The 24,995-nt window shown below is 70.8% G+C and carries 24 protein-coding genes; 17 read left to right on the plus strand and 7 right to left on the minus strand.

All coding sequences use genetic code 11. From position 1 onward, the window contains the following. Window positions 1–149 precede the first annotated feature (149 nt). Entirely contained in the window at window positions 150–620 is a 471-nt protein-coding gene (locus IMZ11_RS05525) for a hypothetical protein (RefSeq protein ID WP_228638124.1), read from the plus strand. A gap of 37 nt (window positions 621–657) precedes the next feature. On the opposite strand, the gene IMZ11_RS05530 is transcribed toward IMZ11_RS05525, so the two are convergent. After that, window positions 658–1,638 carry an acyl-CoA dehydrogenase family protein gene (locus IMZ11_RS05530; RefSeq protein WP_228638126.1) on the minus strand — a complete coding sequence of 327 codons (981 nt, stop codon included), beginning with the start codon at window positions 1,636–1,638 and terminating at the stop codon, window positions 658–660. 121 nt (window positions 1,639–1,759) lie between these two features. Between IMZ11_RS05530 and IMZ11_RS05535 the strand changes: the two genes are divergently transcribed. Together IMZ11_RS05535 and IMZ11_RS05540 are read left to right on the plus strand one after the other, a co-directional pair. Then, the gene (locus IMZ11_RS05535; protein ID WP_228638128.1) at window positions 1,760–2,419 is read left to right on the plus strand and encodes a hypothetical protein; all 660 of its coding nucleotides are present in this window, start codon (window positions 1,760–1,762) and stop codon (window positions 2,417–2,419) included. An 82-nt stretch (window positions 2,420–2,501) separates the two neighbouring features. Further along, a complete protein-coding gene (locus IMZ11_RS05540) occupies window positions 2,502–4,244 on the plus strand; it encodes a proline--tRNA ligase (protein ID WP_228638131.1) in 1,743 nt (580 codons plus the stop codon). A 174-nt stretch (window positions 4,245–4,418) separates the two neighbouring features. Here IMZ11_RS05540 and IMZ11_RS05545 read toward each other — a convergent pair whose 3' ends face one another. Together IMZ11_RS05545 and IMZ11_RS05550 are read right to left on the minus strand one after the other, a co-directional pair. After that, window positions 4,419–4,886: a ferritin-like domain-containing protein gene (locus IMZ11_RS05545; RefSeq protein WP_228638133.1), complete on the minus strand. Its 468-nt coding sequence runs from the start codon at window positions 4,884–4,886 to the stop codon at window positions 4,419–4,421. Next, entirely contained in the window at window positions 4,883–5,419 is a 537-nt protein-coding gene (locus tag IMZ11_RS05550) for a hypothetical protein (RefSeq protein ID WP_228638135.1), read from the minus strand. The genes IMZ11_RS05545 and IMZ11_RS05550 overlap by 4 nt, the downstream gene beginning before the upstream one ends. A 124-nt stretch (window positions 5,420–5,543) precedes the next feature. Here IMZ11_RS05550 and rimP point away from each other — a divergent pair, with 124 nt between their 5' ends. The 13 genes from rimP to dapB all read left to right on the plus strand — a co-directional run bounded on the left by rimP (window position 5,544) and on the right by dapB (window position 19,889). Next, window positions 5,544–6,044, plus strand: a complete 501-nt coding sequence (gene rimP, locus IMZ11_RS05555) for a ribosome maturation factor RimP (protein ID WP_228638137.1) — start codon at window positions 5,544–5,546, stop codon at window positions 6,042–6,044. An 11-nt stretch (window positions 6,045–6,055) separates the two neighbouring features. Further along, window positions 6,056–7,057, plus strand: coding sequence for a transcription termination factor NusA (gene nusA, locus IMZ11_RS05560; RefSeq protein ID WP_082777093.1), 1,002 nt, complete (start codon window positions 6,056–6,058; stop codon window positions 7,055–7,057). A 40-nt stretch (window positions 7,058–7,097) separates the two neighbouring features. Beyond that, on the plus strand, window positions 7,098–7,337 hold the full coding sequence (locus IMZ11_RS05565; RefSeq protein WP_308066753.1) for a YlxR family protein: 240 nt from the start codon (window positions 7,098–7,100) through the stop codon (window positions 7,335–7,337). Window positions 7,338–7,529: 192 nt separating this feature from the next. After that, window positions 7,530–10,652 (plus strand): translation initiation factor IF-2, encoded by a 3,123-nt coding sequence (infB, locus tag IMZ11_RS05570; protein ID WP_228638141.1) that lies wholly within the window; start codon window positions 7,530–7,532, stop codon window positions 10,650–10,652. A 70-nt stretch (window positions 10,653–10,722) separates the two neighbouring features. Beyond that, the gene (locus IMZ11_RS05575) at window positions 10,723–11,022 is read left to right on the plus strand and encodes a DUF503 domain-containing protein (RefSeq protein WP_061257659.1); all 300 of its coding nucleotides are present in this window, start codon (window positions 10,723–10,725) and stop codon (window positions 11,020–11,022) included. A 53-nt stretch (window positions 11,023–11,075) separates the two neighbouring features. Further along, complete coding sequence (gene rbfA, locus IMZ11_RS05580; protein ID WP_061257658.1) at window positions 11,076–11,561, plus strand: 30S ribosome-binding factor RbfA; 486 nt, start codon at window positions 11,076–11,078, stop codon at window positions 11,559–11,561. Between the two features lie 20 nt (window positions 11,562–11,581). Further along, on the plus strand, window positions 11,582–12,610 hold the full coding sequence (locus IMZ11_RS05585; RefSeq protein WP_228638143.1) for a bifunctional oligoribonuclease/PAP phosphatase NrnA: 1,029 nt from the start codon (window positions 11,582–11,584) through the stop codon (window positions 12,608–12,610). 60 nt (window positions 12,611–12,670) lie between these two features. Continuing rightward, window positions 12,671–13,570, plus strand: coding sequence for a tRNA pseudouridine(55) synthase TruB (gene truB, locus IMZ11_RS05590; RefSeq protein WP_228638145.1), 900 nt, complete (start codon window positions 12,671–12,673; stop codon window positions 13,568–13,570). Between the two features lie 93 nt (window positions 13,571–13,663). Then, entirely contained in the window at window positions 13,664–14,611 is a 948-nt protein-coding gene (locus IMZ11_RS05595; RefSeq protein WP_228638311.1) for a bifunctional riboflavin kinase/FAD synthetase, read from the plus strand. Between the two features lie 180 nt (window positions 14,612–14,791). Then, window positions 14,792–15,061, plus strand: a complete 270-nt coding sequence (gene rpsO / locus IMZ11_RS05600; RefSeq protein WP_061257655.1) for a 30S ribosomal protein S15 — start codon at window positions 14,792–14,794, stop codon at window positions 15,059–15,061. Window positions 15,062–15,448: 387 nt separating this feature from the next. Further along, the gene (locus IMZ11_RS05605; RefSeq protein ID WP_061257654.1) at window positions 15,449–17,746 is read left to right on the plus strand and encodes a polyribonucleotide nucleotidyltransferase; all 2,298 of its coding nucleotides are present in this window, start codon (window positions 15,449–15,451) and stop codon (window positions 17,744–17,746) included. Continuing rightward, window positions 17,743–19,053 carry a pitrilysin family protein gene (locus tag IMZ11_RS05610; protein ID WP_228638147.1) on the plus strand — a complete coding sequence of 437 codons (1,311 nt, stop codon included), beginning with the start codon at window positions 17,743–17,745 and terminating at the stop codon, window positions 19,051–19,053. The genes IMZ11_RS05605 and IMZ11_RS05610 overlap by 4 nt, the downstream gene beginning before the upstream one ends. Window positions 19,054–19,151: 98 nt before the next feature. Further along, entirely contained in the window at window positions 19,152–19,889 is a 738-nt protein-coding gene (dapB, locus tag IMZ11_RS05615; RefSeq protein ID WP_082777092.1) for a 4-hydroxy-tetrahydrodipicolinate reductase, read from the plus strand. A 32-nt stretch (window positions 19,890–19,921) separates the two neighbouring features. On the opposite strand, the gene IMZ11_RS05620 is transcribed toward dapB, so the two are convergent. The 4 genes from IMZ11_RS05620 to IMZ11_RS05635 form a co-directional block, all read right to left on the minus strand. After that, a complete protein-coding gene (locus IMZ11_RS05620; RefSeq protein ID WP_228638149.1) occupies window positions 19,922–20,791 on the minus strand; it encodes a 1,4-dihydroxy-2-naphthoate polyprenyltransferase in 870 nt (289 codons plus the stop codon). A gap of 182 nt (window positions 20,792–20,973) precedes the next feature. Continuing rightward, window positions 20,974–21,576, minus strand: coding sequence for a GNAT family N-acetyltransferase (locus IMZ11_RS05625; protein ID WP_061257650.1), 603 nt, complete (start codon window positions 21,574–21,576; stop codon window positions 20,974–20,976). A 38-nt stretch (window positions 21,577–21,614) separates the two neighbouring features. Then, on the minus strand, window positions 21,615–22,211 hold the full coding sequence (locus tag IMZ11_RS05630) for a CGNR zinc finger domain-containing protein (protein ID WP_228638151.1): 597 nt from the start codon (window positions 22,209–22,211) through the stop codon (window positions 21,615–21,617). An 85-nt stretch (window positions 22,212–22,296) separates the two neighbouring features. Next, a complete protein-coding gene (locus IMZ11_RS05635) occupies window positions 22,297–23,736 on the minus strand; it encodes a PLP-dependent aminotransferase family protein (RefSeq protein ID WP_228638153.1) in 1,440 nt (479 codons plus the stop codon). Window positions 23,737–23,860: 124 nt separating this feature from the next. On the opposite strand from IMZ11_RS05635, the gene IMZ11_RS05640 reads away from it, so the two are divergent. After that, window positions 23,861–24,733 carry a DMT family transporter gene (locus tag IMZ11_RS05640; protein WP_308066754.1) on the plus strand — a complete coding sequence of 291 codons (873 nt, stop codon included), beginning with the start codon at window positions 23,861–23,863 and terminating at the stop codon, window positions 24,731–24,733. Window positions 24,734–24,995: the final 262 nt, after the last annotated feature.

Below are 24,995 nucleotides of genomic sequence, written 5' to 3' on the forward strand. Positions count from 1 at the left end.
CCGATGTACGGCGTGGCGCCGCCCGTACGGGTGGAATGTCGCGAATGAGGGGTTGCGCGGGGTTGCCGTGACGATCAAAGTTGATCCTCGTGGGCAAAAGGCGGAGAAACCCGGGGACGCACCAGCAGCCGGATGGCACGCTCCCAGACATGAGGGGATTCCGTAGGAGGCAGCCCGAAGGGCATGCGGAGGTCGAGCCGGTGCCGAACGCCCGGCGCTACGAGGCGCTCGGCCGGGTGATGGCGGCGCTGTCCAGCGAGGCGGAGGTGCGCGACGCCTGCCGCGATCTCATGTGGTGGCGGGCGGCGGACGAGAGCTGGCACGTGGAGTGGGGCGACGGCCCCTACGCCTCGGAGGTGGCGGACCTGGTCATCGAGCGGGTCCGCGAGCCGGGGGTAGAGGGCGGCCTGGCCGGTCCGTCCGGCCTGGTCACGCCCACGACGGCGAACCTCGACGTCATGGGCGTCGGCTTCCTGCTGCGCGCGGTCGACCCCCTCGGGCTGGAGCGCCTGCGCACGACTCCCGGTCTGTGGCGGATGTCCGCCTCGATCGAGGGCGGCGGGGAGCCGGGGGGCCGGACCGGCTCCCGGCGGGACTGGGAGGAACTGCTCGGCGGCTGACGCCCGAGTCACATGCCCGACCGTCGGCTCCCGTCGGTCAGAGCACGGTCTGGGCCAGCCGTGCCCGGTGCGCCTGCGGCGGCCCGAAGAGCTGGGCGTCGGAGGTCGCGCGCTTGAAGTAGCGGTGGGCGTCGTGCTCCCAGGTGACGCCGATGCCGCCGTGGATCTGGATGCTCTCCCCGGCCGCCGCCAGGTACGCCTCCGTGCAGTACGACCCCGCGATCGCCGCATAGACCGGCAACTCGTCGGCGGGAGCCGCACAGGCCTGGTAGGCGGCCGACCTGGCCGACTCCACCTGGAGCAGCATGTCGGCCAGCTTGTGCTTGATCGCCTGGAACGAGCCGATCGGACGGCCGAACTGGTGCCGCTGCTTGGCGTAGTCCACGGCCGACTCCAGGCAGCGCGCCGCCCCGCCGACCTGCTCGGCGGCCAGGGCGGCGACGCCGAGGTCGCGGACCCGGTCGCACGGCCCGGCGTCCCCGATTCGCCGGGCCGGAACGCCGTCGAAGGTCAGCTCGACCAGCGGGCGGGTCTCGTCCATCGTGACGTGCGGCCTGCGAGCGGAGGGGACCGCCTCGACCAGGGCGTCGCCGACGTAGGCGAGGACCACGTCCCCGTCCAGCGTGTACGGCGCGACGCCGCTCAGGCGTCCCCCTTCCAGGGTGAGCTCGGCGTCGCCGGGGAAGATGACGGTGGCCGTCACGGTCCCGTCGGCGATGCCGGGGAGCAGCCGCTCCTTGGCCTCGTCGTCTCCCGACTCGTTGATCGCGGATACGGCGAGCACGGCGGTGGGAAGGTAGGGAAGTGAGGACAGGGCCCGGCCGATCTCCTCGCAGACGACCGCCACTTCGGCGAGACCGCAGCCGGCGCCGCCGTACTCCTCGGGGACGGCGAGCCCGGCGACCCCGAGCTCTCCGGCGAACCGGTGCCATGCGGCCTGGTCCGCCGCGCCGGGGTGGGCGTCGAGGAAGGATCGTACGGCGGCGCGCAGCTCGCGCAGTTCATCAGTTGAGGTCACGCCCGGCAGCATAACAAGCGGTTGCTTGTTATCCCTGACCTGGGGAGTATTTTGTCCTGTTTTGGGGTGGATATATACTCGCTATTGCCACTTTCGTATGATTTCGGGGGATCGAGTGGCTGTGGCCTTGGACAAGTTCCGGCGTCGAATGTCGGGCGGACTGCCCGGCGACTTCGCCGACCTGGAACGGTGGGAACGCCGTATCCAGCGTGACATGCTGCTCGGACTCGCCTTGGGCGTGGTCGTCGGAGCACTCGCCGCGCTGGGTGGCGGGCGTGCTCCCGCGCAGGTGTTCGCGGCCGCCGACCCCTATCTCTACCTGGCCGTGGTGATCCTGGCCGGGCGCCTGTCGCTCGGGTTCGGCTGGGCGCTGGTCAACTGCGCGCTCACCGCGTTCGGCCTGATGATCTCCCTGATCCTGGGCGCGGCGATCTTCGGGGGACAGTCCCCGCTGGACGGGGTGGCCGCCGACTCGCTCAACCGCCTGCTGTTCCTCATGGTGCTGAGCGGCGTGCTGGCCTCGCTCACCCGGCTGCGCGGCGTGTGGGGTGACGCCGCGGCGGGCGGGCTCGCCGTCTTCTTCATCATCGACGTCGTCGACAGCTACATGGACCGGATCAACGGCACGGTGCTCCCGACCTGGGAGTGGGCCGCCGCCGCGGCGGTCGCCCTCGGCCTGATCTGCGCCCTGTGTCTGAGGCCCAGCCTGTCGTGCCGGCTGCACGCCTCCGGGATCGCGCTCGTGCTCGGCGTGGTCTACACACTGGCCGTCGCCGTATAAGAGCGGGCGGTCCGCGGCCAGGAGTCGATAGCCTTAGCACATCGTCTCTCATGAGATCACCCATCGCGACCGAGGAGTAGCCGTGCTGCTGCGTATGTCGACCCTGTTCCTGCGCACCCTGCGTGAGGATCCGGCGGACGCGGAAGTGCCGAGCCACAAGCTGCTCGTCCGCGCCGGCTACATCCGCCGGGTCGCCCCGGGCATCTACTCCTGGCTGCCGCTCGGCAAGATCGTCCTGGAGAACGTCGCACGCGTGGTGCGCGAGGAGATGGACCGGATGGGCGCCCAGGAGGTGCTCTTCCCCGCGCTGCTGCCCCGCGACTTCTACGAGCCGACCGGCCGCTGGACCGAGTACGGCGACACGCTCTTCCGGCTCAAGGACCGCAAGGGCTCCGACTACCTCCTCGGGCCCACCCACGAGGAGATGTTCACCGACATGGTCAAGGGGGAGTACTCCTCCTATAAGGACTATCCGGTCACCCTCTACCAGATCCAGACGAAGTACCGTGACGAGGCCCGTCCGAGGGCGGGCATCCTGCGCGGCCGCGAGTTCGTCATGAAGGACTCCTACTCCTTCGACCTCGACGACGACGGTCTCAAGCACTCCTACGAGCAGCACCGCGACGCCTACATCCGCATCTTCGACCGGCTCGGCATCGACTACCGGATCTGCTTCGCCATGTCCGGAGCGATGGGCGGCTCGGCGTCGGAGGAGTTCCTCGCGCCCTGCCCCACCGGAGAGGACACCTTCGTCGCCTGCCACAACTGCGGATACGCGGCGAACGCCGAGGCGGTCACCACGTCCGCGCCGCCCGCGGTGACGGAGGAGCATCCCGCCCTCGAGGTCCTGGACACGCCGAACACGCCGACCATCGAGTCGCTGGTCGACCACGTCAACGAGCACTTCGGTCTCGGGATCACCGCGGCCGACACCCTCAAGAACATCGTCGTGAAGGTGCGCACGCCCGGATCGGACAAGGTCGAGACCCTCGTCATCGGCGTACCCGGAGACCGCGAGGTCGACTTCAAGCGGCTCGAGGCCGCGGTCGCCCCCGGCATCCCGGAGATCTTCGAAGGCGAGGACTTCGCCCGCCACCCCGGACTCGTCCGCGGCTACATCGGCCCGCAGGTCCTCGCGTCCCTGGGCATCACCTACCTCGTCGACCCCCGGGTGGTCACCGGCTCCGCGTGGGTCACCGGCGCGAACGAGCCCGGCAAGCACGCCGCCCACGTCGTCGCCGGCCGCGACTTCCAGCCCGACGGAACCATCGAGGCCGCGGAGATCCGGGCCGGCGACCTCTGCCCGCGCTGCGCCCACCCGCTGTCCATCGACCGCGGCATCGAGATCGGCCACATCTTCCAGCTCGGCCGCAAGTACGCCGACGCCGCCGGGCTCGACGCCCTCGGCCCTGACGGCAAGCCGATCCGCGTCACCATGGGGTCCTACGGCGTGGGCGTCTCGCGCGCGGTGGCCGTGGTGGCCGAGCAGCGGTACGACGCGCTCGGCCTCGTGTGGCCGCGCGAGATCGCGCCCGCCGACGTGCACATCGTGGGCACCGGCAAGGAGAACCAGATCGAGGTGGCGACCCAGCTCGCCGAGGAGCTCGAGTCACGCGGCCTGCGCGTCCTGGTGGACGACCGCCCCGGCGTCTCGCCGGGCGTGAAGTTCAAGGACTCCGAGCTGCTCGGCCTGCCCACCGTGCTGATCATCGGCCGGGGCCTCGCGCAGGGCGTGGTCGAGCTGCGCGACCGCGCGACCGGGACCAAGGAGGAGATCCCGCTCGCCGAGGCCATGGACCGCGTCCTCGCGGCCTGCCGGGCCTGACACGGCACAGGCCCGCCGGGCCCGCACCTTTGTCGGGCCCGCTGGGCCTGACGCCTTCATCGGGCCCGGGCCGACGGGCCCGACGGGACAACCTCCCCTGCCCTGCGGACCCGCCTACTGGGAGACCGGAGCGACCGGTATGCCCTACTGGGAAGCCGCAGGGACCGGCATGCCTTACGGGGAGGCCGCGGGGACCGGTGTGGGCTCGATCTTCACCAGGGGAGAGCCCGAGGTCCTCTCCGCCGGCATTCCCGGAAACGCGCCGACCGCAGGGTGCCAGCCGTACGCGCGGGTCGCGCCCTCCTGCATCGCCTGGGCGGCGAGCCGCCGCAGCGACGCGTCCTCGTCGGCGGCCAGCTCCAGATAGGCGGTGACGACCCGCTCCTCGATGAGCGTGGCGAGCCGCACGGCGTCCGACTGGTCCTTCACCTCGAAAGGAAGCGGATAGGTCGGGGCCGGCTCGGGCGGCGTGCCGCCCCGCTGCACGATCAGCGCGCGCAGCCGATCCCTCCGTGCTCTGTGGGCGTCGAACCCGGCCGTGGCCCTGGTACGCAGCGCGCCCTTGGTCCTTGCCCCGACCACTCCGTAGGCGTACACGGCGGCGTGCTCGGCGGAGAGCACCTTTCCGAGCGGGTCGTTCATCGCAGCCTCCCGAGGGCGATGACGTGCACGGCCTCGCACGCGCCGACGCTGGCAAGGAGCTGGGACAGGACAGGGGACGCCCCCGCCATCTGTCCGGGCCTGGCTGCCGCGGCCCGGCGTTCCGCGCCGCGCAGATCTGCCAGCGAGACGTCGGACGAGTGCGACGCGGACGGCGTGGCCGTGGCGGTCGTGGACGCGGAGGGCCCGGCCGTCGAAGGCGTGGACGGTGCGGGTGCGGACGATTCCGCTCCCTCCGGAAGCATGCGGCGCATGGCCGCCAGGTGGGCCAGGTGGCGCTGCTCGAACGGCTGAAGCGCGGTGGCCAGGTCGGTCAGAGAGAGCGCGGCCCGCCGGTAGAGGGCGACCGTCTTCTCCTTGTCCGCGATCAGCGACCTGAGCAGCACCGTCTCGGGATCGGGAGGCCCCGACGGGCGGGGTTTCGCGGCGGGGGTAGACGAGCAGCCCGAGACGAGCATGCCGGCCGCGGTGGCGCCCAGCAGGGAGCGTCTCGTCAGCGTCGATCCTCCGTCCACGACACAGCATCGTAAGGGGGAAGGTGCGGTACTCGCCGCCAGGCGTGGCGCTCTTTCCGCCCCGTGGTGTCGATAGGCTGTTGGCACATTCGGCGAGGTACGCCAATTGAATCGGGAGGTCGGCATGGGCGACGATGCTCGACGCGGCCGCCTTTTGGAGCTGCTCGGCCCGGTGATCGCCGCCGAGGGGCTCGATCTGGAGGACGTGACGATCACTCCGGCGGGCAAGCGACGGCTGGTCCGTGTGGTGGTGGATCGCGACGGCGGCGTGAGCCTCGATGACGTGGCCGAGGTCAGCCAGTCCGTCTCCAAGGAGCTTGACCAGACCGACGTGCTGGGCGGAAGTCCGTACGTTCTGGAGGTCACCTCGCCGGGAGTCGACCGGCCTCTCACGGAGCCGCGCCACTGGCGGCGCGCCCGTGGCCGGCTGGTCAAGGCCGACCTGCGGGACGGCACTTCCGTCGAGGGACGGGTGACCGGTGTCGACGAGTCCGGCGTGGAACTGGACGGCGCGCGCCGCATCGATCTTGCGGACCTGGCTCGCGGCCGGGTCCAGGTGGAGTTCAGCCGGGCGGACGACGGCCACGGCGATGACCTCGATGGCGACATCGAGGACGAGGGCTAAGGGGGAGCCTTGTGGACATTGACATGAGCGTCCTGCGCAGCCTTGAGCGGGAGAAGGACATCTCCTTCGACCTTGTCGTGAAGGCGATCGAGGACGCGCTTCTGATCGCCTATTTCCGCACGGAGGGCGCGGCGCAGAAGGCCAGGGCCGAGTTGGACCGGACCTCCGGCCACGTCAGCATCTGGGCGGCCGAGCTGGGCGAGGGCGGTGAGGTGATCAGGGAGTACGACGACACCCCCGGCAACTTCAGCCGCATCGCCGCGACCACCGCCAAGCAGGTGATCCTGCAGCAGCTGCGCGACGCCGAGGACGAGATCAACTTCGGCGAGTTCGCGAGCCGTGAGGGCGAGCTCGTCGCCGGCATCATCCAGCAGGGCAAGGACCCGCGGGTCGTCCTGGTCGACCTGGGGAAGATCGAGGCGATCCTCCCGCACAACGAGCAGGTCCCCGGCGAGGAATACAGCCACGGCGAGCGGATCCGCTGCTATGTGGTGCAGGTGAAGAAGGGGCCGAAGGGCCCGTCCGTGACCCTGTCCCGGACCCACCCCAACCTGGTGAAGAAGCTCTTCGCGCTGGAGGTGCCCGAGATCGCCGACGGCACCGTGGAGATCGCAGCCATCGCGAGGGAGGCAGGCCATCGCACGAAGATCGCCGTGCGCTCCCGCAAGGGCGGGGTCAACGCCAAGGGCGCCTGCATCGGCCCGATGGGCTCGCGGGTGCGTAACGTGATGACCGAGCTGCACGGCGAGAAGATCGACATCATCGACTGGTCGGAGGACCCGGCGGAGTTCGTGGGGAATGCCCTGTCGCCCGCCCGCGTTTCCCGAGTCGAGGTCGTCGATCCGGAGGCCCGCGTCGCCAGGGTGATCGTGCCGGACTACCAGCTCTCGCTGGCGATCGGCAAGGAGGGCCAGAACGCCCGCCTCGCCAACCGGCTCACGGGATGGCGCATCGACATCCGGCCGGACACCCAGGAGGCTCCGGCCGATCCCGCAGATGCGTCGGCAAGGTAAGCTGGAATATGGTGGCCGGGCGGCCCCGCTGAGAACATGTGTGGGCTGCCGGGTTCGCACGGTCAAGTCCGAGCTGCTCCGCCTGGTCGTGGTCGAGGACGTCATCGTCCCCGACCTGCGAGGACGGCTTCCTGGGCGGGGTGCTTCACTGCATCCCGCGCTGGGCTGTCTGGAGCTCGCGATGCGTCGCCGGGCGTTCTCCCGTGCTTTCCGCACCGGGAGGACGCTCGATGTGGTGCGTCTGCGTGACTTCCTCGCGGGGCTTGACGCCCGGCGTTGACCGGGTGAAGGGTTACCAATTGCTGATCTCAGAGTCGGCATGAGGTCGGAAGAAACTGTCATGTAAGGGACGCCGAGTTGATGGGCGGAGTCAGATTGCTATGAGCGCCTGATGAGCACGCGGCGATGAGTACGTCTAGGTAGCGACGGTCCGGCGGCACTGCCAGCCTCCCGGGCCGAGTTAGGGAGTGCAGTGGCGAAGGTCCGGGTTTACGAGCTCGCCAAGGAGTTCGGAGTAGAGAGCAAGGTCGTGATGGCCAAGCTCACCGAGATGGGCGAGTTCGTGCGATCGGCGTCTTCAACAATAGAGGCGCCGGTTGTCCGCAAACTTACGGAGGCGTTCGGTAAGGGCGACTCCTCCAGGGGTGGCGGCAAGCCGTCTCCCCGTCCGGCGCAGCCGAGGCCTGCGCCCAGGCCGGCCGAAGGCCAGGCCGGTGGCGCGGCGGCGCCTGTTTCCCAGTCTCCGGACGCCGGCGTCAGGCCGGTCCCCAAGCCGGGCCCGAGGCCCGCGCCCCGTCCGGTTCCGATGCCTCACCCGACGCAGCCCGCGCCTGAGGCTGCGCGTCCTCAGGCTCCGCGTCCGGAAGTCCCGCGTCCCGAGACTCCGCGTCCGGCCGCGTCCGGTCCTCGTCCGGGTGGCGGTGCGCCGAAGCCCGGCCCGCGTCCGGCGCCCGCGCCGCGTCCCGCGGCCGCTCCGGGTGGCCCCGCGGCTCCCGGTGCGCCCTCGGGTCAGGGTGCGCGTCCCGCCGCTCCGGCGGGCCAGGGGTCGCGTCCCGGTGCGCCGAAGCCGGGCCCGCGTGGCCCGCGTCCGGGTAACAACCCGTTCTCGTCGACCGCGAGCGGCATGGGACAGCGGCCTCCGCGTCCCGGCGCACGCGACGGCGGCGAGCGTCCCGACCGTGGTGACCGTGGTGACCGCGGTGACCGTGGTCCCCGCGAGCCGCGTCGCGACGGCGCTCGTGACGGCGCCATGCCGCGTCCGCCCGGCGCCCGCACCGGTGCTCCCGGTGCCGGTGGCCCGCGTCCGGGTCCCGGAGCGGGTGGTCCGCGTCCCGGTCCCGGTGCCGGTGGGCCCCGTCCGGGTCCCGGTGCCGGTGGTCCGCGTCCCGGTGGTCCGCGTCCGAACCCGATGATGATGCCGCAGGGCCGCCCGGCCGGTCCCGGTGGCGGCGGTGCCGGTCGTCCCGGCGGTGGCGCCGGTCGTCCGGGTGGCGGCGGTGGCCGTCCCGGCGGCGGTGCCGGTCGTCCCGGTGGGGGTGGCGGCTTCGGCGGCGCCCGTACGGGCACCGGTGGCGGTGGCCGCCCCGGTGGCGCCGGTGGCGGTCCGGGTGGCGGCGGCGGTTTCGCCGGTCGTCCCGGTGGCGGCGGTGGCCGCGGCCGTGGCGGCGGCACGGCCGGCGCGTTCGGTCGTCCCGGTGGCCGTCCGACCCGTGGTCGCAAGTCGAAGCGTCAGAGGCGTCAGGAGTTCGACAACATGTCGGCTCCGACGATCGGAGGCGTCCAGGCTCCTCGCGGTGGCGGGCAGACCATCCGCCTGCCGCGCGGCGCGTCCCTGTCGGACTTCGCCGACCGGATCGGTGCGAACCCCGCGTCGCTGGTGCAGATCATGCTGCACCTCGGCGAGATGGTGACCGCGACCCAGTCGGTCAACGAGGAGACGCTGCAGCTGCTCGGCGCCGAGCTGGACTACATCATCCAGGTCGTCAGCCCCGAGGAGGAGGACCGCGAGCTTCTCGAGTCCTTCAAGATCGAGTTCGGTGAGGACGAGGGCGACGAGGCCGATCTCGCGCCGCGGCCGCCGGTCGTGACCGTCATGGGTCACGTCGACCACGGTAAGACGAAGCTGCTCGACGCGATCCGGCACACCAACGTGGTCGCGCGCGAGGCGGGTGGCATCACCCAGCACATCGGCGCTTACCAGGTGGCCACCGAGCACGAGGGTGAAGAGCGCAAGATCACCTTCATCGACACCCCCGGTCACGAGGCGTTCACCGCCATGCGTGCCCGTGGTGCCCAGGCCACCGACATCGCGGTGCTGGTCGTCGCCGCCGACGACGGCGTCAAGCCGCAGACGATCGAGGCGCTGAACCACGCGCAGGCGGCGGACGTGCCGGTCGTGGTCGCCGTCAACAAGATCGACAAGGAGGGTGCGGACCCGACCAAGGTCCGGGCCCAGCTGACCGAGTACGGCCTGGTGGCCGAGGAGTTCGGCGGATCCACGATGTTCGTGGACATCTCCGCCAAGCAGGGCCTCGGCATCGACAACCTGCTCGAGGCGATCCTGCTGACCGCGGACGCCGAGCTCGACCTCCGGGCGAACCCCGACATGGACGCCCAGGGTCTGGCGATCGAGGCGCACCTCGACAAGGGCCGTGGTCCGGTGGCGACCGTGCTGGTGCAGCGCGGCACGCTCCGGGTGGGCGACTCCATCGTCTGTGGCGAGGCGTTCGGCCGCGTCCGGGCGATGCTGGACGACAACGGCGAGACGGTCGAAGAGGCCGACCCGTCGCGTCCGGTCCTGGTGCTGGGTCTGACCGCCGTCCCGCGCGCGGGCGACAACTTCATCGTCGTCTCCGACGACCGGATGGCGCGGCAGATCGCCCAGCAGCGGGCGGCCCGCCAGCGCATCGCCGACATGGCGAAGTCCGGCCGCCGGCGCACGCTCGAGGAACTGTTCAAGGACCTCGAGAAGGGCCAGGTCGACGAGCTCAAGCTCATCATCAAGGGTGACGTCTCCGGTTCGGTGGAAGCCCTGGAGGACGCGCTGCTCAAGATCGACGTGGGCGAAGAGGTCAACCTCCGGGTTCTGCACCGCGCCGTCGGTGCGATCACCGAGTACGACGTCAACCTGGCGATCGCCGACGACAACGCCGTCATCATCGGCTTCAACGTGCGTCCGGAGGTCCGGGCACGCGATCTGGCCGAGCGCGAGGGCGTCGACATCCGGTACTACTCGGTCATCTACCAGGCGATCGAGGAGATCGAGGCTGCCCTCAAGGGCATGCTGAAGCCGGAGTTCGAGGAGGTCAGGACCGGTACCGCCGAGGTCCGCGAGGTCTTCAAGGTTCCGAAGATCGGCAACATCGCCGGTGCTCTGGTCCGCTCGGGCACGATCACCCGCAACAGCAAGGCACGGCTCATCCGCGACGGTGTCGTGGTGGCCGACAACCTCACCGTCTCGTCGCTGCGCCGCTTCAAGGACGACGCGACCGAGGTCCGCGAGGGCTTCGAGTGCGGTATCGGTGTCGGTTACAGCGACATCAAGATCGATGACGTCATCGAGACGTTCGAGATGCAGGAGAAGCCGCGCGTGTGACGCGTTCCGCCGCCGCCCTCGCCCTGTGCGGGGGCGGCGGCGCGACCGTCTGGTTCGCGGTGAAATATCGATGTATATCGGTGCACTAACTCTGGACATCCTGCTCGGCGACGTGCATTCGCTGAAGCAGAAGCGCTCCCTGGTCCGCCCCCTCGTCGCCGAGGTGCAACGGCGGTTTCCCGGGGTTGCCGTGGCCGAGACCGGCCATCTCGACCTGCATCGTCGTGCCGAGATCGGCGTGGCCGTGGTGTCGGCGTCGGCGGCCAACTGCGGCGAGGTGCTCGACGCCTGCGAGCGGCTCGTCGCCTTCCGCCCGGAGATCGAGCTGCTGTCCGCGCGACAGCGGCTTTTCAACGACGACGAAGAATAGACGGCCGCGCCCGAGCGCCGGCCGTACATGAACCGAGAAGGGGGAGCGCGACCATGGACGCAGCGCGCGCCAGGAAGCTGGCCGACCGCATTCAGCAGGTGGTCGCCGAAATGCTGGAGCGACGGATCAAGGATCCGCGTCTCGGCTTCGTGACGGTGACCGACGCCCGGATCACCGCCGATCTCGGCGACGCGACGGTCTACTACACCGTCTTCGGTTCGGAGGTCGAGCGAGCCGGTACGGCCGCGGCGCTGGAGAGCGCCAAGGGGATCATCCGTTCCGAGGTGGGCAGGCAGACCGGTCTGCGGCACACTCCCTCGCTGACGTTCGTGCACGACCCGCTGCCGGACAGCGCCCGCCACATGGACGACCTGTTCGCCGTGGCCAGGGCCAAGGACGCGGAGATCGCGAAGAAGGCCGAGGGCGCGGTGCACGCCGGGGACGCCGACCCGTACCGCTTCGAGGAGACCTATGACGGCGAGGTGGCCGGCGACGAGGGCGACGACGACTCCGGGCGCCCCGGCCGCCAGGCGATCTGACCCGGGATGTGACGCGGAACGTGACGCAGGACGTGGGCGAGCGAGGCACGGGGCCGTCCGCCCCGCAGGGCCCCTCCGAGGAGGACTGGACGCGCGCGGTCGAGCTGATCGCCGCGGCCGACCGGGTCGCGCTGGCCTGTCACGTGTCGCCGGACGGCGACGCTCTCGGATCCATGCTCGGGTTCGGCCTCGCCCTCAGGAGGGCGGGGAAGGCGGTGGTCGCCTCCTTCGGTGACCGCCGCTTCGCCGTACCCCGGCTGCTGTGCTTCCTGCCCGGCCAGGACCTGCTCGTGGAGCCTTCGGAATATCCCGCCGACCCGGGCGTGATGATGACGTTCGACGCGTCCACCATGGAGCGGCTGGGTCTGCTCGCCCCCCACGCCGGTCGAGCCGGCGAACTGATCGTGGTGGACCATCACGCGTCGAACACCGGGTTCGGGTCGCTGTGCCTGGTGGACCCCACCGCCGCCGCCACGTCCGTGCTGGCGGACGAGCTCATCCGGCGGCTGGGGCTCGCCGTGGACCGCGACGTCGCGACATGCCTCTACACCGCCCTGGTGACCGACACGGGCTCGTTCAAGTACTCCACCACCCCCGAGGTCCACGAGCTGGCCGCGAGGCTGATCGGGGCCGGGCTGCGACCCGACGAGATCGCGCGGGAGCTGTGGGACGGCTCGCCGTTCGCCTACCTCACCGTGCTCGGCGTCGCGATCGGCAGGGTCACGCTCGAACCCGCCGCCGCGGCCGGTCACGGCCTGGTCTGGACCTACGTCTCGCGGGCGGACCGCGCCGCGGCCGCTCTGCCGTACGACGAGGTGGAGGGCATGATCGACGTCATCCGCCGAGTCGACGAGGCGGACGTCGCCGTGGTGCTGAAGGAGGACGACGTGGGCGCCTGGAACGTGTCCACGCGGTCCAAGGGGGCCGTGGACGTGGCGCGGGCCTGTTCCGCGCTCGGTGGGGGAGGCCATCCCCGTGCCGCCGGCTTCTCGTCCCGGGAGTCCCCGGCGGACATCATGGCGGCACTCCGGCCCCTGCTCTCGCCCTGAGCGCCCGGCCCCGCTCCGGGCCGATTCGACCTCTCGACCATCCTGCGGAGGATCACCTTCATGCGCACGGCCAAGGCCAGGCGAACCCCGCCTCCGAGCGGGCTCATCATCGTGGACAAGCCCGCCGAGTGGACCTCGCACGACGTGGTCGGCAAAATGCGGGGCATCGCCGGCACCCGCAAGGTGGGCCACGCGGGCACCCTCGACCCCATGGCGACCGGCGTGCTGGTGGTCGGCATCGAGAAGGCCACCCGCCTGCTCGGCCATCTCGCACTGACCGAGAAGGTGTACGACGCCACGATCCGGCTGGGCGTGAGCACCAACACCGACGACGCCGATGGTGAGACCGTCGTCACGACGCCCGCGGGGCACATTCCCGACGAGGACGTCCGCAAGGGCATCGCGGCGCTCACGGGGGAGATCACGCAGGTCCCTCCGCAGGTGAGCGCGATCAAGGTGAACGGCGAACGCGCCTACAAGCTGGCTCGCGCGGGTGAGGAGGTGGAGCTGGCCGCCCGTCCCGTCACCGTGTACGGGTTCGAGGTGACCGCGATCCGCCGCGAGGGCGACGTCGTGGACATCGACGCCGTCATCACCTGCTCCAGCGGCACCTACATCCGGGCGCTCGCCCGGGACCTCGGGAACGGGCTCGGGGTCGGGGGGCACCTCACCCGGCTGCGCCGTACCCGCGTCGGGCCGTACACGATCGAGTCGGCGCGGACGATCGATCAGCTGGCGGAGGAATGCGCGATCCTCCCCATGGCGGACGCGGTGGCGGCGGCCTTCCCGCGCCGGGACGTGACCGAGGAGGAGGCCCGCCTGGTCGCGCACGGGGGCCGCCTGCCCGCCGAGGGGCTCGGCTCCGGGCCCATCGGAGTCTTCGCCCCCGACGGTACGCTCCTCGCGCTCGTCGAGGAGCGGGGGCGGACGGCCCGGCCACTGGCCGTCTTCGTGCCGTGAGAAGTGGATCTGCGGGGGCTGGTTCCCGGGCAGGTGTCCGGGCATGGCAGTCTTGTCTACTGCCGGATGGCGCGTAAAGGAATCGAGGTCGAGGTGCAGGGCTGGCACGGACTGGACGACGTGCCCGAGAACTGGGGCAGGTCCGTCGTCACGATCGGCGTGTTCGACGGTGTGCATCGCGGTCACCAGCAGATGGTGGCCCGTGCGGTGGACATGGCCGCGAATCTCGGACTTCCCTCCGTCGCCGTCACCTTCGATCCCCATCCCGACGAGGTGGTCCGCCCCGGCAGCCACCCGCCACAGCTCTCCGACACGCGCCGCCGCACCGACCTGCTGGCGTCGCTGGGCGTCGACGCGGTGTGCGTGCTGCCGTTCACGCTGGAGTTCTCCCGCATGTCGCCGGACGAGTTCGTGCAGACCGCGCTCGTCGACCGGTTGCACGCGGCGGGGGTCGTCGTGGGGGAGAACTTCCGCTTCGGCCACAAGGCCTCCGGCGATCTCGACACCCTGCGCACGCTGGGCGAGAAGTACGACTTCGTGGTGGAAGGTGTCCCCCTGGTGAGCGACGGCGAGACGATCTCGTCCACCCAGATCCGCGAGCGGCTCGCCTCGGGCGACGTCGAGGGCGCCGCCGCCGCGCTCGGCCGTCCGCACCGGGTGGAGGGTGTGGTCGTGCGGGGCCACCAGCGGGGGAGGGCGCTCGGCTTCCCGACCGCCAACGTCGAGTCGCCGCAGCACACGGCCATCCCGGCCGACGGCGTCTACGCCGGCTACCTGCAGTGCACCCAGTCGCCGTCGCGTTACGAGGGACAACTCTGGCCCGCCGCGATCTCGATCGGCACCAATCCCACCTTCGAGAACGTCACCCGCACCGTCGAGGCGTACGCGCTGGACCGGGACGATCTCGACCTGTACGGCTTGCACGTGGCCGTCGACTTCACGGCGCGGCTCCGCGACAACCTCAAGTTCGAGTCGATCGACGCGCTCATCGAGCAGATGCACGCCGACGTGGACGAGGCGCGGCGCCTGACCAGCGGCTGACCAGGGAGTGATCGGCATTCGGCCAGTCCTGGTTGCCGGAATGCGATGGTAGCCTTGCATGTCGGCCATCCATACGGGCATACCCGCCGCATGGCCGGACTGTCACGGCGACTGTAGGCACGCACGGTCGTTCGCGGGCTGGAACCATCGTCACGCGTGCCTCCCAGAGAAGGAGATGCAGTGTCGCTCGACACCGCCACCACGAAGGCCATCGTCGCCGAGTACGGCACCACCGAGGGTGACACCGGGTCCCCCGAGGTTCAGATCGCTCTGCTCAGCAAGCGCATCAGCGACCTGACGGAGCACCTGAAGACCCACAAGCACGACCACCACAGCCGTCGCGGGCTTCTCCTGCTGGTCGGCCGTCGCCGCCGGCTCCTGAAGTACCTTCAGGCCAAGGACATCACCCGCTACCGCTCGCTGATCGAGCGGCTCGGCCTTCGTCGATAGGGTGGAAAGGAGCGGCGATCCAACGCCGCTCCTTTCACATATCAGGTCAAAATAGGCCTACGGTTCGGCGAGTCGCCATGGGAGCGGCTGCGACACCGCGCAAACTTAATAGCCGAAAGGGAGGAGGGAGCCGAGCAGGCTCCTTCGACCCGACAGACAGTGCCCCGCGTCCGCAAGCAAACAACACGCGCGATCCGCGGCGTGAGAGGGCCGGTCCTCGGTAGTGGCCCCCGGTCATGCGGCGCAAGCCGCGGAGGGAACCGGGCGCTTCGATCGAAGACCGGCGCTGCACCTGACGGGGAGCCGGCAAGGAAGGGGAAAGCCGGTCAGGCTGCCTCGACCGCAGCACACGGACGTGGGGAGACCGACCCGAGAAGGAGGTCCCCCGTGGAGGGTGTCCACAGCACGGAAGCCGTTATCGACAACGGCTCGTTCGGCACGCGTACGATCCGGTTCGAGACCGGCAGGCTCGCGCGCCAGGCGGCCGGAAGCGCCGTCGTCTACCTCGACGAGGAGACGATGGTCCTTTCCGCCACCACCGCGTCCAAGCATCCCAAGGAGAACTTGGACTTCTTCCCGCTCACCGTCGACGTCGAGGAGCGGATGTACGCCGCGGGCCGGATCCCCGGCTCGTTCTTCCGTCGCGAGGGCCGGCCGTCCGAGGACGCGATCCTCACCTGCCGCCTGATCGACCGCCCGCTGCGCCCGTCGTTCGTCAAGGGCCTGCGCAACGAGATCCAGGTCGTGGCGACCGTCATGTCGCTGCACCCGGAGCACCTGTACGACGTGGTCGCCATCAACGCGGCGAGCTTGTCGACCCAGCTCGCCGGGCTGCCGTTCTCCGGCCCGATCGGCGGCGTCCGCGTCGCGCTGATCAACGGCCAGTGGGTGGCGTTCCCGACGCACGCCGAGCTGGAGGGCGCCACCTTCGACATGGTGGTCGCCGGCCGGGTCCTGCAGGACGGTGACGTCGCGATCATGATGGTCGAGGCCGAGTCCACCCGTGACACGCTCAAGCTGGTCGCCGAGGGCGCCGTCGCGCCCAACGAGGAGACCGTGGCCCAGGGCCTCGAGGCGGCCAAGCCGTTCATCAAGGTCCTGTGCGAGGCGCAGTCGAGGCTCGCGAAGGTCGCCGCCAAGGAGACCGCCGAGTACCCGATCTTCCTCGACTACCAGGACGACGTCCTGGAGGCGGTCACCGGCGCGGTGCGCAGCGAGCTCGCCGCCGCCCTGACCATCGCCGGCAAGCAGGAGCGCGAGACCGAGATCGACCGCGTCAAGGCGCTCGCGGCCGAGAAGCTGCTCGCGGACTTCGAGGGGCGTGAGAAGGAGGTCGGCGCCGCGTTCCGGTCGCTGACCAAGAAGCTCATGCGCGAGCGGGTCATCAGCGAGGGCGTCCGCATCGACGGACGTGGCACCAAGGACATCCGGCAGCTCAACGCCGAGGTCCACGTCGTGCCGCGCGTCCACGGTTCGGCCCTGTTCGAGCGCGGCGAGACCCAGATCCTGGGCATCACCACGCTCAACATGCTGCGCATGGAGCAGATGATCGACACGCTCAACCCCGAGCGGACTAAGCGGTACATGCACAACTACAACTTCCCGCCGTACTCCACCGGTGAGACGGGCCGCGTCGGCTCGCCGAAGCGGCGCGAGATCGGGCACGGCGCGCTCGCCGAGCGGGCGCTGATCCCCGTGCTGCCGAGCCGCGAGGAGTTCCCGTACGCGATCCGCCAGGTGTCGGAGGCCCTCGGGTCCAACGGCTCGACCTCGATGGGCTCGGTCTGCGCCTCGACCATGGCGCTCCTCGACGCGGGTGTCCCGCTCAAGGAGATGGTCGCGGGCATCGCCATGGGCCTCATCGGCGAGGGCGACCAGTACGTGACGCTGACGGACATCCTCGGAGCCGAGGACGCCATGGGCGACATGGACTTCAAGGTCGCCGGCACCAAGGACGTCATCACCGCTCTGCAGCTCGACACCAAGCTCGACGGCATTCCGGCGTCGGTCCTGGCCGCGGCGCTCAAGCAGGCCAAGGCCGCCCGCCTGGCGATCCTCGACGTGATGCAGGAGGCCATCGACTCTCCGGCGGAGATGAACCCGACGGCGCCGCGCATCATCACGATCAAGGTCCCGGTCGACAAGATCGGCGAGGTCATCGGCCCCAAGGGCAAGATGATCAACCAGATCCAGGACGACACCGGCGCCGAGATCACCATCGAGGACGACGGCACGATCTACATCGGCGCGACCGACGGCCCGTCCGCGGAGGCGGCCAGGTCCCTGATCAACGGCATCGCGAACCCGCACATGCCCGAGGTCGGCGAGCGCTACCTGGGCACCGTCGTGAAGATCGCCGCCTTCGGCGCGTTCATCTCGCTGCTGCCCGGCAAGGACGGCCTGCTGCACGTCTCCCAGATCCGTAAGCTGCACGGCGGCAAGCGCATCGAGAACGTCGAGGACGTCATGAACGTCGGCGAGAAGATCCAGGTGGAGATCGCCGAGATCGACTCCCGCGGCAAGCTGTCGCTCGTGCCCGTCGAGGTCGTCGAGAAGGAGGCCGCGGAGAAGGCCGCCGGCGGCGACGAGGCGGCGGAGCCCGCCGAGGCGCCGCAGCAGCAGGAGGAGCGCACCGAGCGGCCGCGTCGGCGCACCCGTGGTGGACGGGACGACCGCAACTCGTGACGACCACCATCCTCTATCCCGGTAAGGACGGTGCGGGGGTCATCCGCCGCACCGTCCTTCCCGGAGGTCTCCGAGTGGTGACCGAGACCATGCCGACGGTGCGCAGTGTCGCCGTCGGCATGTGGGTCGGCATCGGCTCCCGTGACGAGGCCCCCGAGCACACGGGGGCCACCCACTTCCTCGAGCATCTGCTCTTCAAGGGCACGCCCACGAGGGACGCGATGGAGATCTCGGCGTCCATCGAGGGCATCGGCGGAGAGATCAACGCTTTCACCGCCAAGGAGTACACCTGCTACTACGCGCGGGTGCTCGACGAGGACCTTCCCCTGGCGATCGACGTCCTGGCCGACGTCGTCACCTCTTCCCTCATCACCCCGGAGGACGTGGAGTCCGAGCGCGGCGTGATCCTGGAGGAGATCGCGATGCACGACGACGACCCGTCCGACGTCGTGCACGAGCAGTTCTCCGCCGAGTTGTACGGCGACACGCCGATCGGGCGGCCCATCCTGGGCAACGACGACTCGATCAACGCGCTCACCCGCGACCGCATCCACGAGTACTACCAGCGGTACTACCTTCCCCCGACGACGGTCGTCTCGGTGGCGGGCAACGTGAACCACGAGCGTGTCGTGGAACTCGTCGCCACGGCGTACCAGCGCGCGGGCGCCCTGACGGGTCCCGCGACCCCCGCTTCTCCCCGTCTCGACGGCCCCGGTGTCGAGCAGCGATCCGGTGTCCGGGTCATCGACCGGCCCACCGAGCAGGCCAACCTGGTGCTGGGCACGACCGGTGTCTCCCGCGGGGACGACCGCAGGTTCGCCCTGGGCGTGCTGAACGCGGCGCTGGGCGGCGGAATGTCGTCCCGGCTGTTCCAGGAGATCCGTGAGAAGCGCGGCCTGGCCTACAGCGCCTACAGCTACACCTCGCAGTACGCGGACACGGGCCAGTTCGGCATCTACGTCGGCTGCCTCCCCTCGAAGATCGACGATGTTCTGAAGATCTGCCGGGACGAGGTGGCGCGGGTCGTCGCCGAGGGCATCACGGCCGAGGAGATCGCCCGCGGCAAGGGCCAGATGCGCGGTGGGCTCGTCCTCGGCCTCGAGGACACCGGTTCCCGCATGTCGCGGATCGGCAAGAGCGAGCTCGTCTACGAGCAGCTCATGTCCGTGGACGAGGTCCTGACCCGGATCGAGGGGGTCACGCCCGACGACATCAACGCCGTCGCGCAGGACATCCTCAACCGGCCGCTGACGCTCGCCGTCATCGGTCCGTACGCCGACAAGGACTTCAGCGCGGCGATCAGCTGAGAGCACACGAGGGGCCCGGATCGGGATGATCCGGGCCCCTCGCGCGTCCGCGGACAGCGCGTGAAGATCGGCGGCATCGCCGGGTATAGCCTTGGCCCGTGATTAAGGTGGGTGTTCTCGGCGCGCGTGGCCGTGTGGGTGTGGAAGTCTGCAAGGCCGTGGAAGCGGCCGACGACCTGGAGCTTGTGGCGGCCGTCGACAAGGACGATCCGCTCGACGCCTTGATCGGCGCCGAGGTGGTCGTCGACTTCACGCATCCCGACGTGGTCATGGACAACGTCGAGTGGTGCGTCACGCACGGCATCCATCCGGTGGTCGGGACCACGGGCTGGACCGCCGAGCGGCTGGACGCCGTACGCGCCCTGCTCGCGGCCAATCCGGGGACGAACGCCCTGATCGCCCCCAACTTCGGCATCGCGGCCGTGCTGATGATGCACTTCGCCCAGCAGGCCGCCAAGTACTTCGAGTCGGTCGAGATCGTCGAGCTCCACCACCCCAACAAGGCGGACGCTCCCTCGGGCACGGCACGCCGTACGGCGGAGCTGGTGGCGGAGGCCCGCAGGAAGGCGGGCATCGGTCCCTCGCCCGACGCCACGAGCTCGGAGCTGGACGGCGCGCGAGGCGCCGACGTGGACGGCGTGCACGTCCACGCCGTACGGCTGGCCGGTCTGATCGCCCATCAGGAGGTGCTGCTCGGTGGAGACGGAGAGATCCTCACCATCCGGCACGACACCATGAACCGGTCCTCGTTCACGCCGGGCGTGCTTCTCGGTGTGCGCAGGGTGCGTGAGCTTCCCGGGCTGACGGTCGGCCTGGAGAACCTCCTCGACCTGTGAGCGTCACCCGCGGGTAGCCCCGGGCGGCGTGCTCAGAGGGCGAGGCCGAGGGTGAACAGGGCGCCGAACGCGAGTTGCAGGCGGCCGGTCTGCTGCAGCGTCGTGATGAGCGCGGGACCGGTCGCTCCCGAGCGGACGGTCTGGATGGGCGCGACGGCGAACGGGAGCGCGAGCACGGCGATGGCGGCGAAGGGCCGGTCAGGGACGACGGCGAGCGCGATCACGAAGGGCACGATCAGCGCGGCCGCGTAGAGCAGCCGGGTGCGGCCGTCGCCGAGGACGACGGCGAGCGTGCGCTTGCCCGACGGTCCGTCCGTCACGATGTCGCGCAGGTTGTTGACGACGAGGAGCGCGCAGGCGAGCAGTCCCACCGGGACGGCGGCGGCCAGGGCGAGCCAGGGCAGCCGCTCAAGCTGGACGTACGTCGTCCCGGCCACCGCGACGGGGCCGAAGAACACGAACACCGAGATCTCGCCCATGGCGCGGTAGCCGTACGGGCGGGATCCGCCGGTGTAGAACCACGCGGCCAGGATCGACAGGAGGCCCACCAGCAGGAGCCACCAGGCGCGGGTGGCCACCACGAGCGCCAGGCCGGCGACAGCGGCGGCGAGGAAGCATCCCAGGGCCGCGGCGAGCACCTTCTTTGGCGTGGCCACGCCGGACCCGACGAGGCGCATCGGACCGACCCGCTCCTTGTCGGTGCCCCGGACGCCGTCGCTGTAGTCGTTGGCGTAGTTGACCCCGATCTGCAGCGCGAGCGCCACGAACAGGGCGAGGAGGGCCCGCCACCAGACGGCTCCGCCCTCGGCCACGGCGACACCGGTGCCGACGGCGACCGGGACGACCGCGGCGGGAAGAGTACGAGGGCGCGCTCCCGCGACCCATTGAGCTGGTGTGGCCACGTCTATACCTTTGCGAGATCACGTGAGGGTGGGAGCCTGTGCACGGTCACGAACCGTGGGCCGGCGAGATCGCCCGCGCGGCCGCGTACCGGCCACGGGCGGATGGGGCGTGCGCCGCCGGCCGCGCCACGCCCATGGCGACGGAGAGACCGGCGGGTAATCCTGATCATGCCTGAGGCAGGTCAGCTGATGTCGGTGCCGAGCCGGATCATCCTGATGGGACGGCCCATGTCGAGCACGCGCTCCGCGTCGTCCTCGCCCCAGCCCGCCGACTCGAGGAAGCCGAGCATCGGGTGGTTGTCGGCGAACACCCAGGTGACGACGGTGCTGTAGCCGTCCTCGCGCAGATGGTCGACGGTGGCGTTGAGCAGGCGGCTCCCGTGGCCACGGCGGATGTGGTTGGGATCGACGAGCAGGGTCAGCAGCTCCGCGGTCGTGGAGGGGCGGAGGTCGGGGTCCTCGGCGGGGCCGTGCGAGGCGAGCCCCACGACCCGGTCGGACGCCCGGGACGCCGCGCTGGCGAGGATGCCGCCGGGCCCGAGCGCCGCGAAGGCGTCCGTGTCGGGGACCACGCGCTCGACCGCGACGAGGACGCGGTGACGCGGTGTGGGCGGCGAGAGGATCGCCTCGTCCCACTGGCGGCGCCACATCTTCTCCGCGGCGGGACCGGTCATCTGCTCCAGCGGGCCGGGAGGGAGGAAGTCGCGATAACCGCACTTCCACGCCCTGATCTGGGTGCTCGTTACCGCGTCGACGTCTTCCAGACGGGCAGATCTAACACCCATTCGGCCGGCTCCTCTCTGTGCATGTATCACCGTACTGGTCAGGAGACGCGGGACGAACCGTCCGTCTGGCGTCGTGCCCGATATGCCCGAGTTTTTGTGCGGTTTCCACAAACACGCATGGAACACCAGGACCGCGAGCGGTTCTTGGACGAGTCTATGAAGGCCCACTGACATGTGCTCTCCGCACACACCTTCAGTCGGGGCCACATCCCGTCGGCGTGTGCGGCCGGGATCGAGGCCGCGATCCGGGCGAGTGCGCCGGACATCCCGGACGCCCCAGAAATATCGGACCCGCCGGATGGCTCGGACACCGATGCCGTGGACGCGGCGGGTTCAAGCGCGGGCACCCCTCCGGACAGCGTCACGCGCAGCGGGAGCGCCGCCAGGGCCGCGTCGAGACCCTCCCCGATCTCGGACAGCGTCGCGTCGTGATTGTGGCGCAGCGCGTCACGGAGGCCCTCGCGCAGCCGGACGGCGAGGGCGAGGTCGCCGTCGACCGCGCGATCCCCCTCCTGGGTCAGGCCGTGCTCGCGCAGCCACACGGCCAGCTCGGCCGGTGAGGCGAGATCGTCGACGTCCGACTCGACATCGTAGGTGTTCACGAAGTCGCGGAGCAGTTCCGCGGGGCCTGTCATCTGCGTGATCCCCTCCTGTGACCACTGTATGGGAGGCGGAGGTTGCGTGATAACCAGCACCTTCACGGGCGTACGACCGGCGTCGTCATGGATGTCCGCGGCGCTCCTGCCATCCGGCCGGCGATCCCGTCTGGTCCCGGAACGCGGCACCGAGGCGGCGTATCCCCTCGTCGAGTTCGGCCAGGCCGGTCGCCGCGATGTGGGTGACCCTGAGGCGCGCTCCTGGCGGTTCCGACGGGTAGTAGATGCGGCCCGGGCTGACCGTCACCCCCCGGCGTTGTGCGGCCTCCACGACCGCCGCCTCGTCCGTCCCCTGGGGGAGCCGGAGCCAGGCGTGCAGGCCACCGCGCGGCCGGAGGTGGACCTCCGCCTCCGGCACATGCCGGGCCAGGCCGGTGAGAAGCGCCTCCTGCCTGGCGGCGATCTCCTGCCGCACGGCGGCGAGGTGTCGCCGCCAGCCCGGCGAGGTGACGAACTCCAGCGCGGTCTCCTGGAGCGGGCGGGCCACGAAGAACGACTCCACCACCTGGCTCGCCCGGAGGCGGTGCGCCGCCGGGCCGTGGGCCACGACGCCCGCCACCCGCATGCTCGGCGCGGAGATCTTGCTCAGCGAGATGATGTGCACGACCGTGCCGTGCGTGTCCATCGACCCCAGGGAGGGCGGGGCGGGACCGTCTCCGAGATAGCGGGCGTAGTCGTCCTCGATCACGAACGCCCCCGCCGCCCGCGCGACCGCGAGCACCTGCTGCCTGCGCTCGGGGGTGAGAGTCGCGCCGGTGGGGTTGTGCAGGGTGGGCTGGCAGAGGAAGACCCGCGCCCCCGTGACGGCGAACGCCTCCGCCAGCAGGTCGGGCCGTACGCCGTCCTGGTCGATCGGCACGGCGGTCGGCCGCAACCCTGCGGCCTTGGCCGCCGCCAGCGCCCCCGGGTAGGTGGGGGTCTCGACCAGGACGGGCTCGCCGGGGGCGGCCAGCGATCGGAAGGCATGGGTGAGCCCGGCCTGGCCGCCGCTGGCCACGAGGACGTCGTCCGGCGTCGCCGCGCCGCCCGCCTCGCTCGCGAACCATCGCCGCAGGCCGGCGATGCCGTTCAGCGGGGGCAGCGACCACGACTCCGGACGGCGTACGGCTCTCGCGGCGGCGGCCGACAGGGCCTTCATCGGGCGCAGGTCGGGGGTGAGATAGCCGCCGGTCAGCGGGATCACACCGTCGGCCGGCCGGGCGAGCAACCCGGCGATCGCGGAGTCGTCGACCACCCGATCTCCGAGTGCCACCGTCTGCCACGACAGGTCGGGCGCCTCGGCGGCGTACCCGCGCGCGGGGGCCACGAAGGCCCCGCTGCCCGGCCTGGTCACGATCCGGCCTTCGGCGGTCAGCTGCGCGATGGCACGGGACACCGTCACGGGGCTGACGCCGTGCCGCCGCATCAACTCGCGGCTCGACGGCAGCCGATCGCCCGGCCGGGACCGCTCCGCCTCGCCACGGAGGATCGCGGCCAGACGGACGATACTGCTATCGTCATTCATGAGAGATGACAATAGCGCTATCGAGTTGGCGTCGGTAGCGGCAGGCCGGGGCGGCGCCGGGCGGCCTGGGGATAGGCGAGGCGCCGCGGTTCGGCCGGTCACGCGGCACGCATGGCTGGGGACGGTGCTCGCCGGCTTGGGCGTCGTGTCGTTCTCCGGCTCGTTTCCTGGCACCGTCTTCGCGATGCGGGGGTTCGACCCGTACTTCGTCACCTTCTCGCGCGCCGGCATCGCGACCCTGGTCGCCGTCGTCTGCCTCGCCGCGGCCGGTGCCCCACTGCTCCCGCCCAGGGAACATCTGCGCGCGTACCTCGTGATCGCGGTGGGCGTGGTCTTCGGCTTTCCGCTGTTCAGCGCCTTGGCACTGCACGGCGGGGCGAGCACGGCCCATGCCGCGGTCCTCACCGGCCTGCTGCCCGCAGCGACGGCCGTCGGCGCCGTCCTCCGTGCGGGGGAGCGGCCGAAAGCGCTGTTCTGGATCGCCTGCGCGGCCGGGGCGTTGTCCATCACGGTCTTCGTCCTCACCCGGGGAAGCGGCCGTTTCGCGGGGGCCGACCTCCTCCTGGTGCTTGCGCTGGTGGGTGCCGCCGCGGGCTACACCGAGGGAGGCCGGCTGGCGAGGGAGACCCCGGGCTGGCGCGTCATCTCGTACTCCCTCGTCGTGGCGGCTCCGATCACCGTGCCGGTGACGGCCGTGCTGGCGGTCACCACCGATCCGCGGCCGAGCGGCGTCTCGCTGGCCGGCTTGGCCTACGTGGGGCTGGTGTCGATGTTCCTCGGCTTCGTCCCCTGGTACGCCGGGCTGGCCATGGGCGGCATCGCCCGCGCGGGGCAGGTCCAGCTCGCGCAGCCGCTGCTGACGCTGCTCTGGGCCTGGCTGCTGATGGGCGAGCGGTTCGGCTGGGCCACGGTGGCGGCGGCGTTCGCCGTGCTGGTGTGCGTGGCGGTCACACAGGTGAGCCGCGGAGCCGGGACGAGGCCTCCGGACAGCGCGTGAATCGTGTAACGGCGGGGTTCAGGTTGGGGCCGGCGCCGTCCACCCGGGGTTCAAACAGCGTCCGGCAGTCTGGCTGTCTGGTTGGCCCCGCGTGTCGGGGGCCCGTCGGGCCGGACCCCGCGTGTCTGGCCCCGTGTGTCTGGCCCCCGTGTGTCTGGCCCCCGTGTGTCTTGCCCCGTGTGTCGGGGCCCGCGTTCTGAGTCGGCTGACGGTTTTCGCCTCCGAGGTCGTCCTTGAGTCGCCGCGAGTTCCCTCGCGCGGA

The organism is Microtetraspora sp. AC03309, from assembly GCF_020826795.1.
In the GTDB taxonomy this organism is placed as follows: domain Bacteria; phylum Actinomycetota; class Actinomycetes; order Streptosporangiales; family Streptosporangiaceae; genus Microtetraspora; species Microtetraspora glauca.

Coding starts and splice junctions, on each gene's coding strand:
- IMZ11_RS05545 (WP_228638133.1), bottom strand. CDS start 4,886: ATGAACGACCCGCTCGGAAAGGTGCTCTCCGCCGAGCACGCCGCCGTG.
- IMZ11_RS05575 (WP_061257659.1), top strand. CDS start 10,723: ATGTATATCGGTGCACTAACTCTGGACATCCTGCTCGGCGACGTGCAT.
- rbfA (WP_061257658.1), top strand. CDS start 11,076: ATGGACGCAGCGCGCGCCAGGAAGCTGGCCGACCGCATTCAGCAGGTG.
- IMZ11_RS05525 (WP_228638124.1), top strand. CDS start 150: ATGAGGGGATTCCGTAGGAGGCAGCCCGAAGGGCATGCGGAGGTCGAG.
- rimP (WP_228638137.1), top strand. CDS start 5,544: ATGGGCGACGATGCTCGACGCGGCCGCCTTTTGGAGCTGCTCGGCCCG.
- IMZ11_RS05630 (WP_228638151.1), bottom strand. CDS start 22,211: ATGACAGGCCCCGCGGAACTGCTCCGCGACTTCGTGAACACCTACGAT.
- truB (WP_228638145.1), top strand. CDS start 12,671: ATGCGCACGGCCAAGGCCAGGCGAACCCCGCCTCCGAGCGGGCTCATC.
- IMZ11_RS05625 (WP_061257650.1), bottom strand. CDS start 21,576: ATGGGTGTTAGATCTGCCCGTCTGGAAGACGTCGACGCGGTAACGAGC.
- IMZ11_RS05635 (WP_228638153.1), bottom strand. CDS start 23,736: ATGAATGACGATAGCAGTATCGTCCGTCTGGCCGCGATCCTCCGTGGC.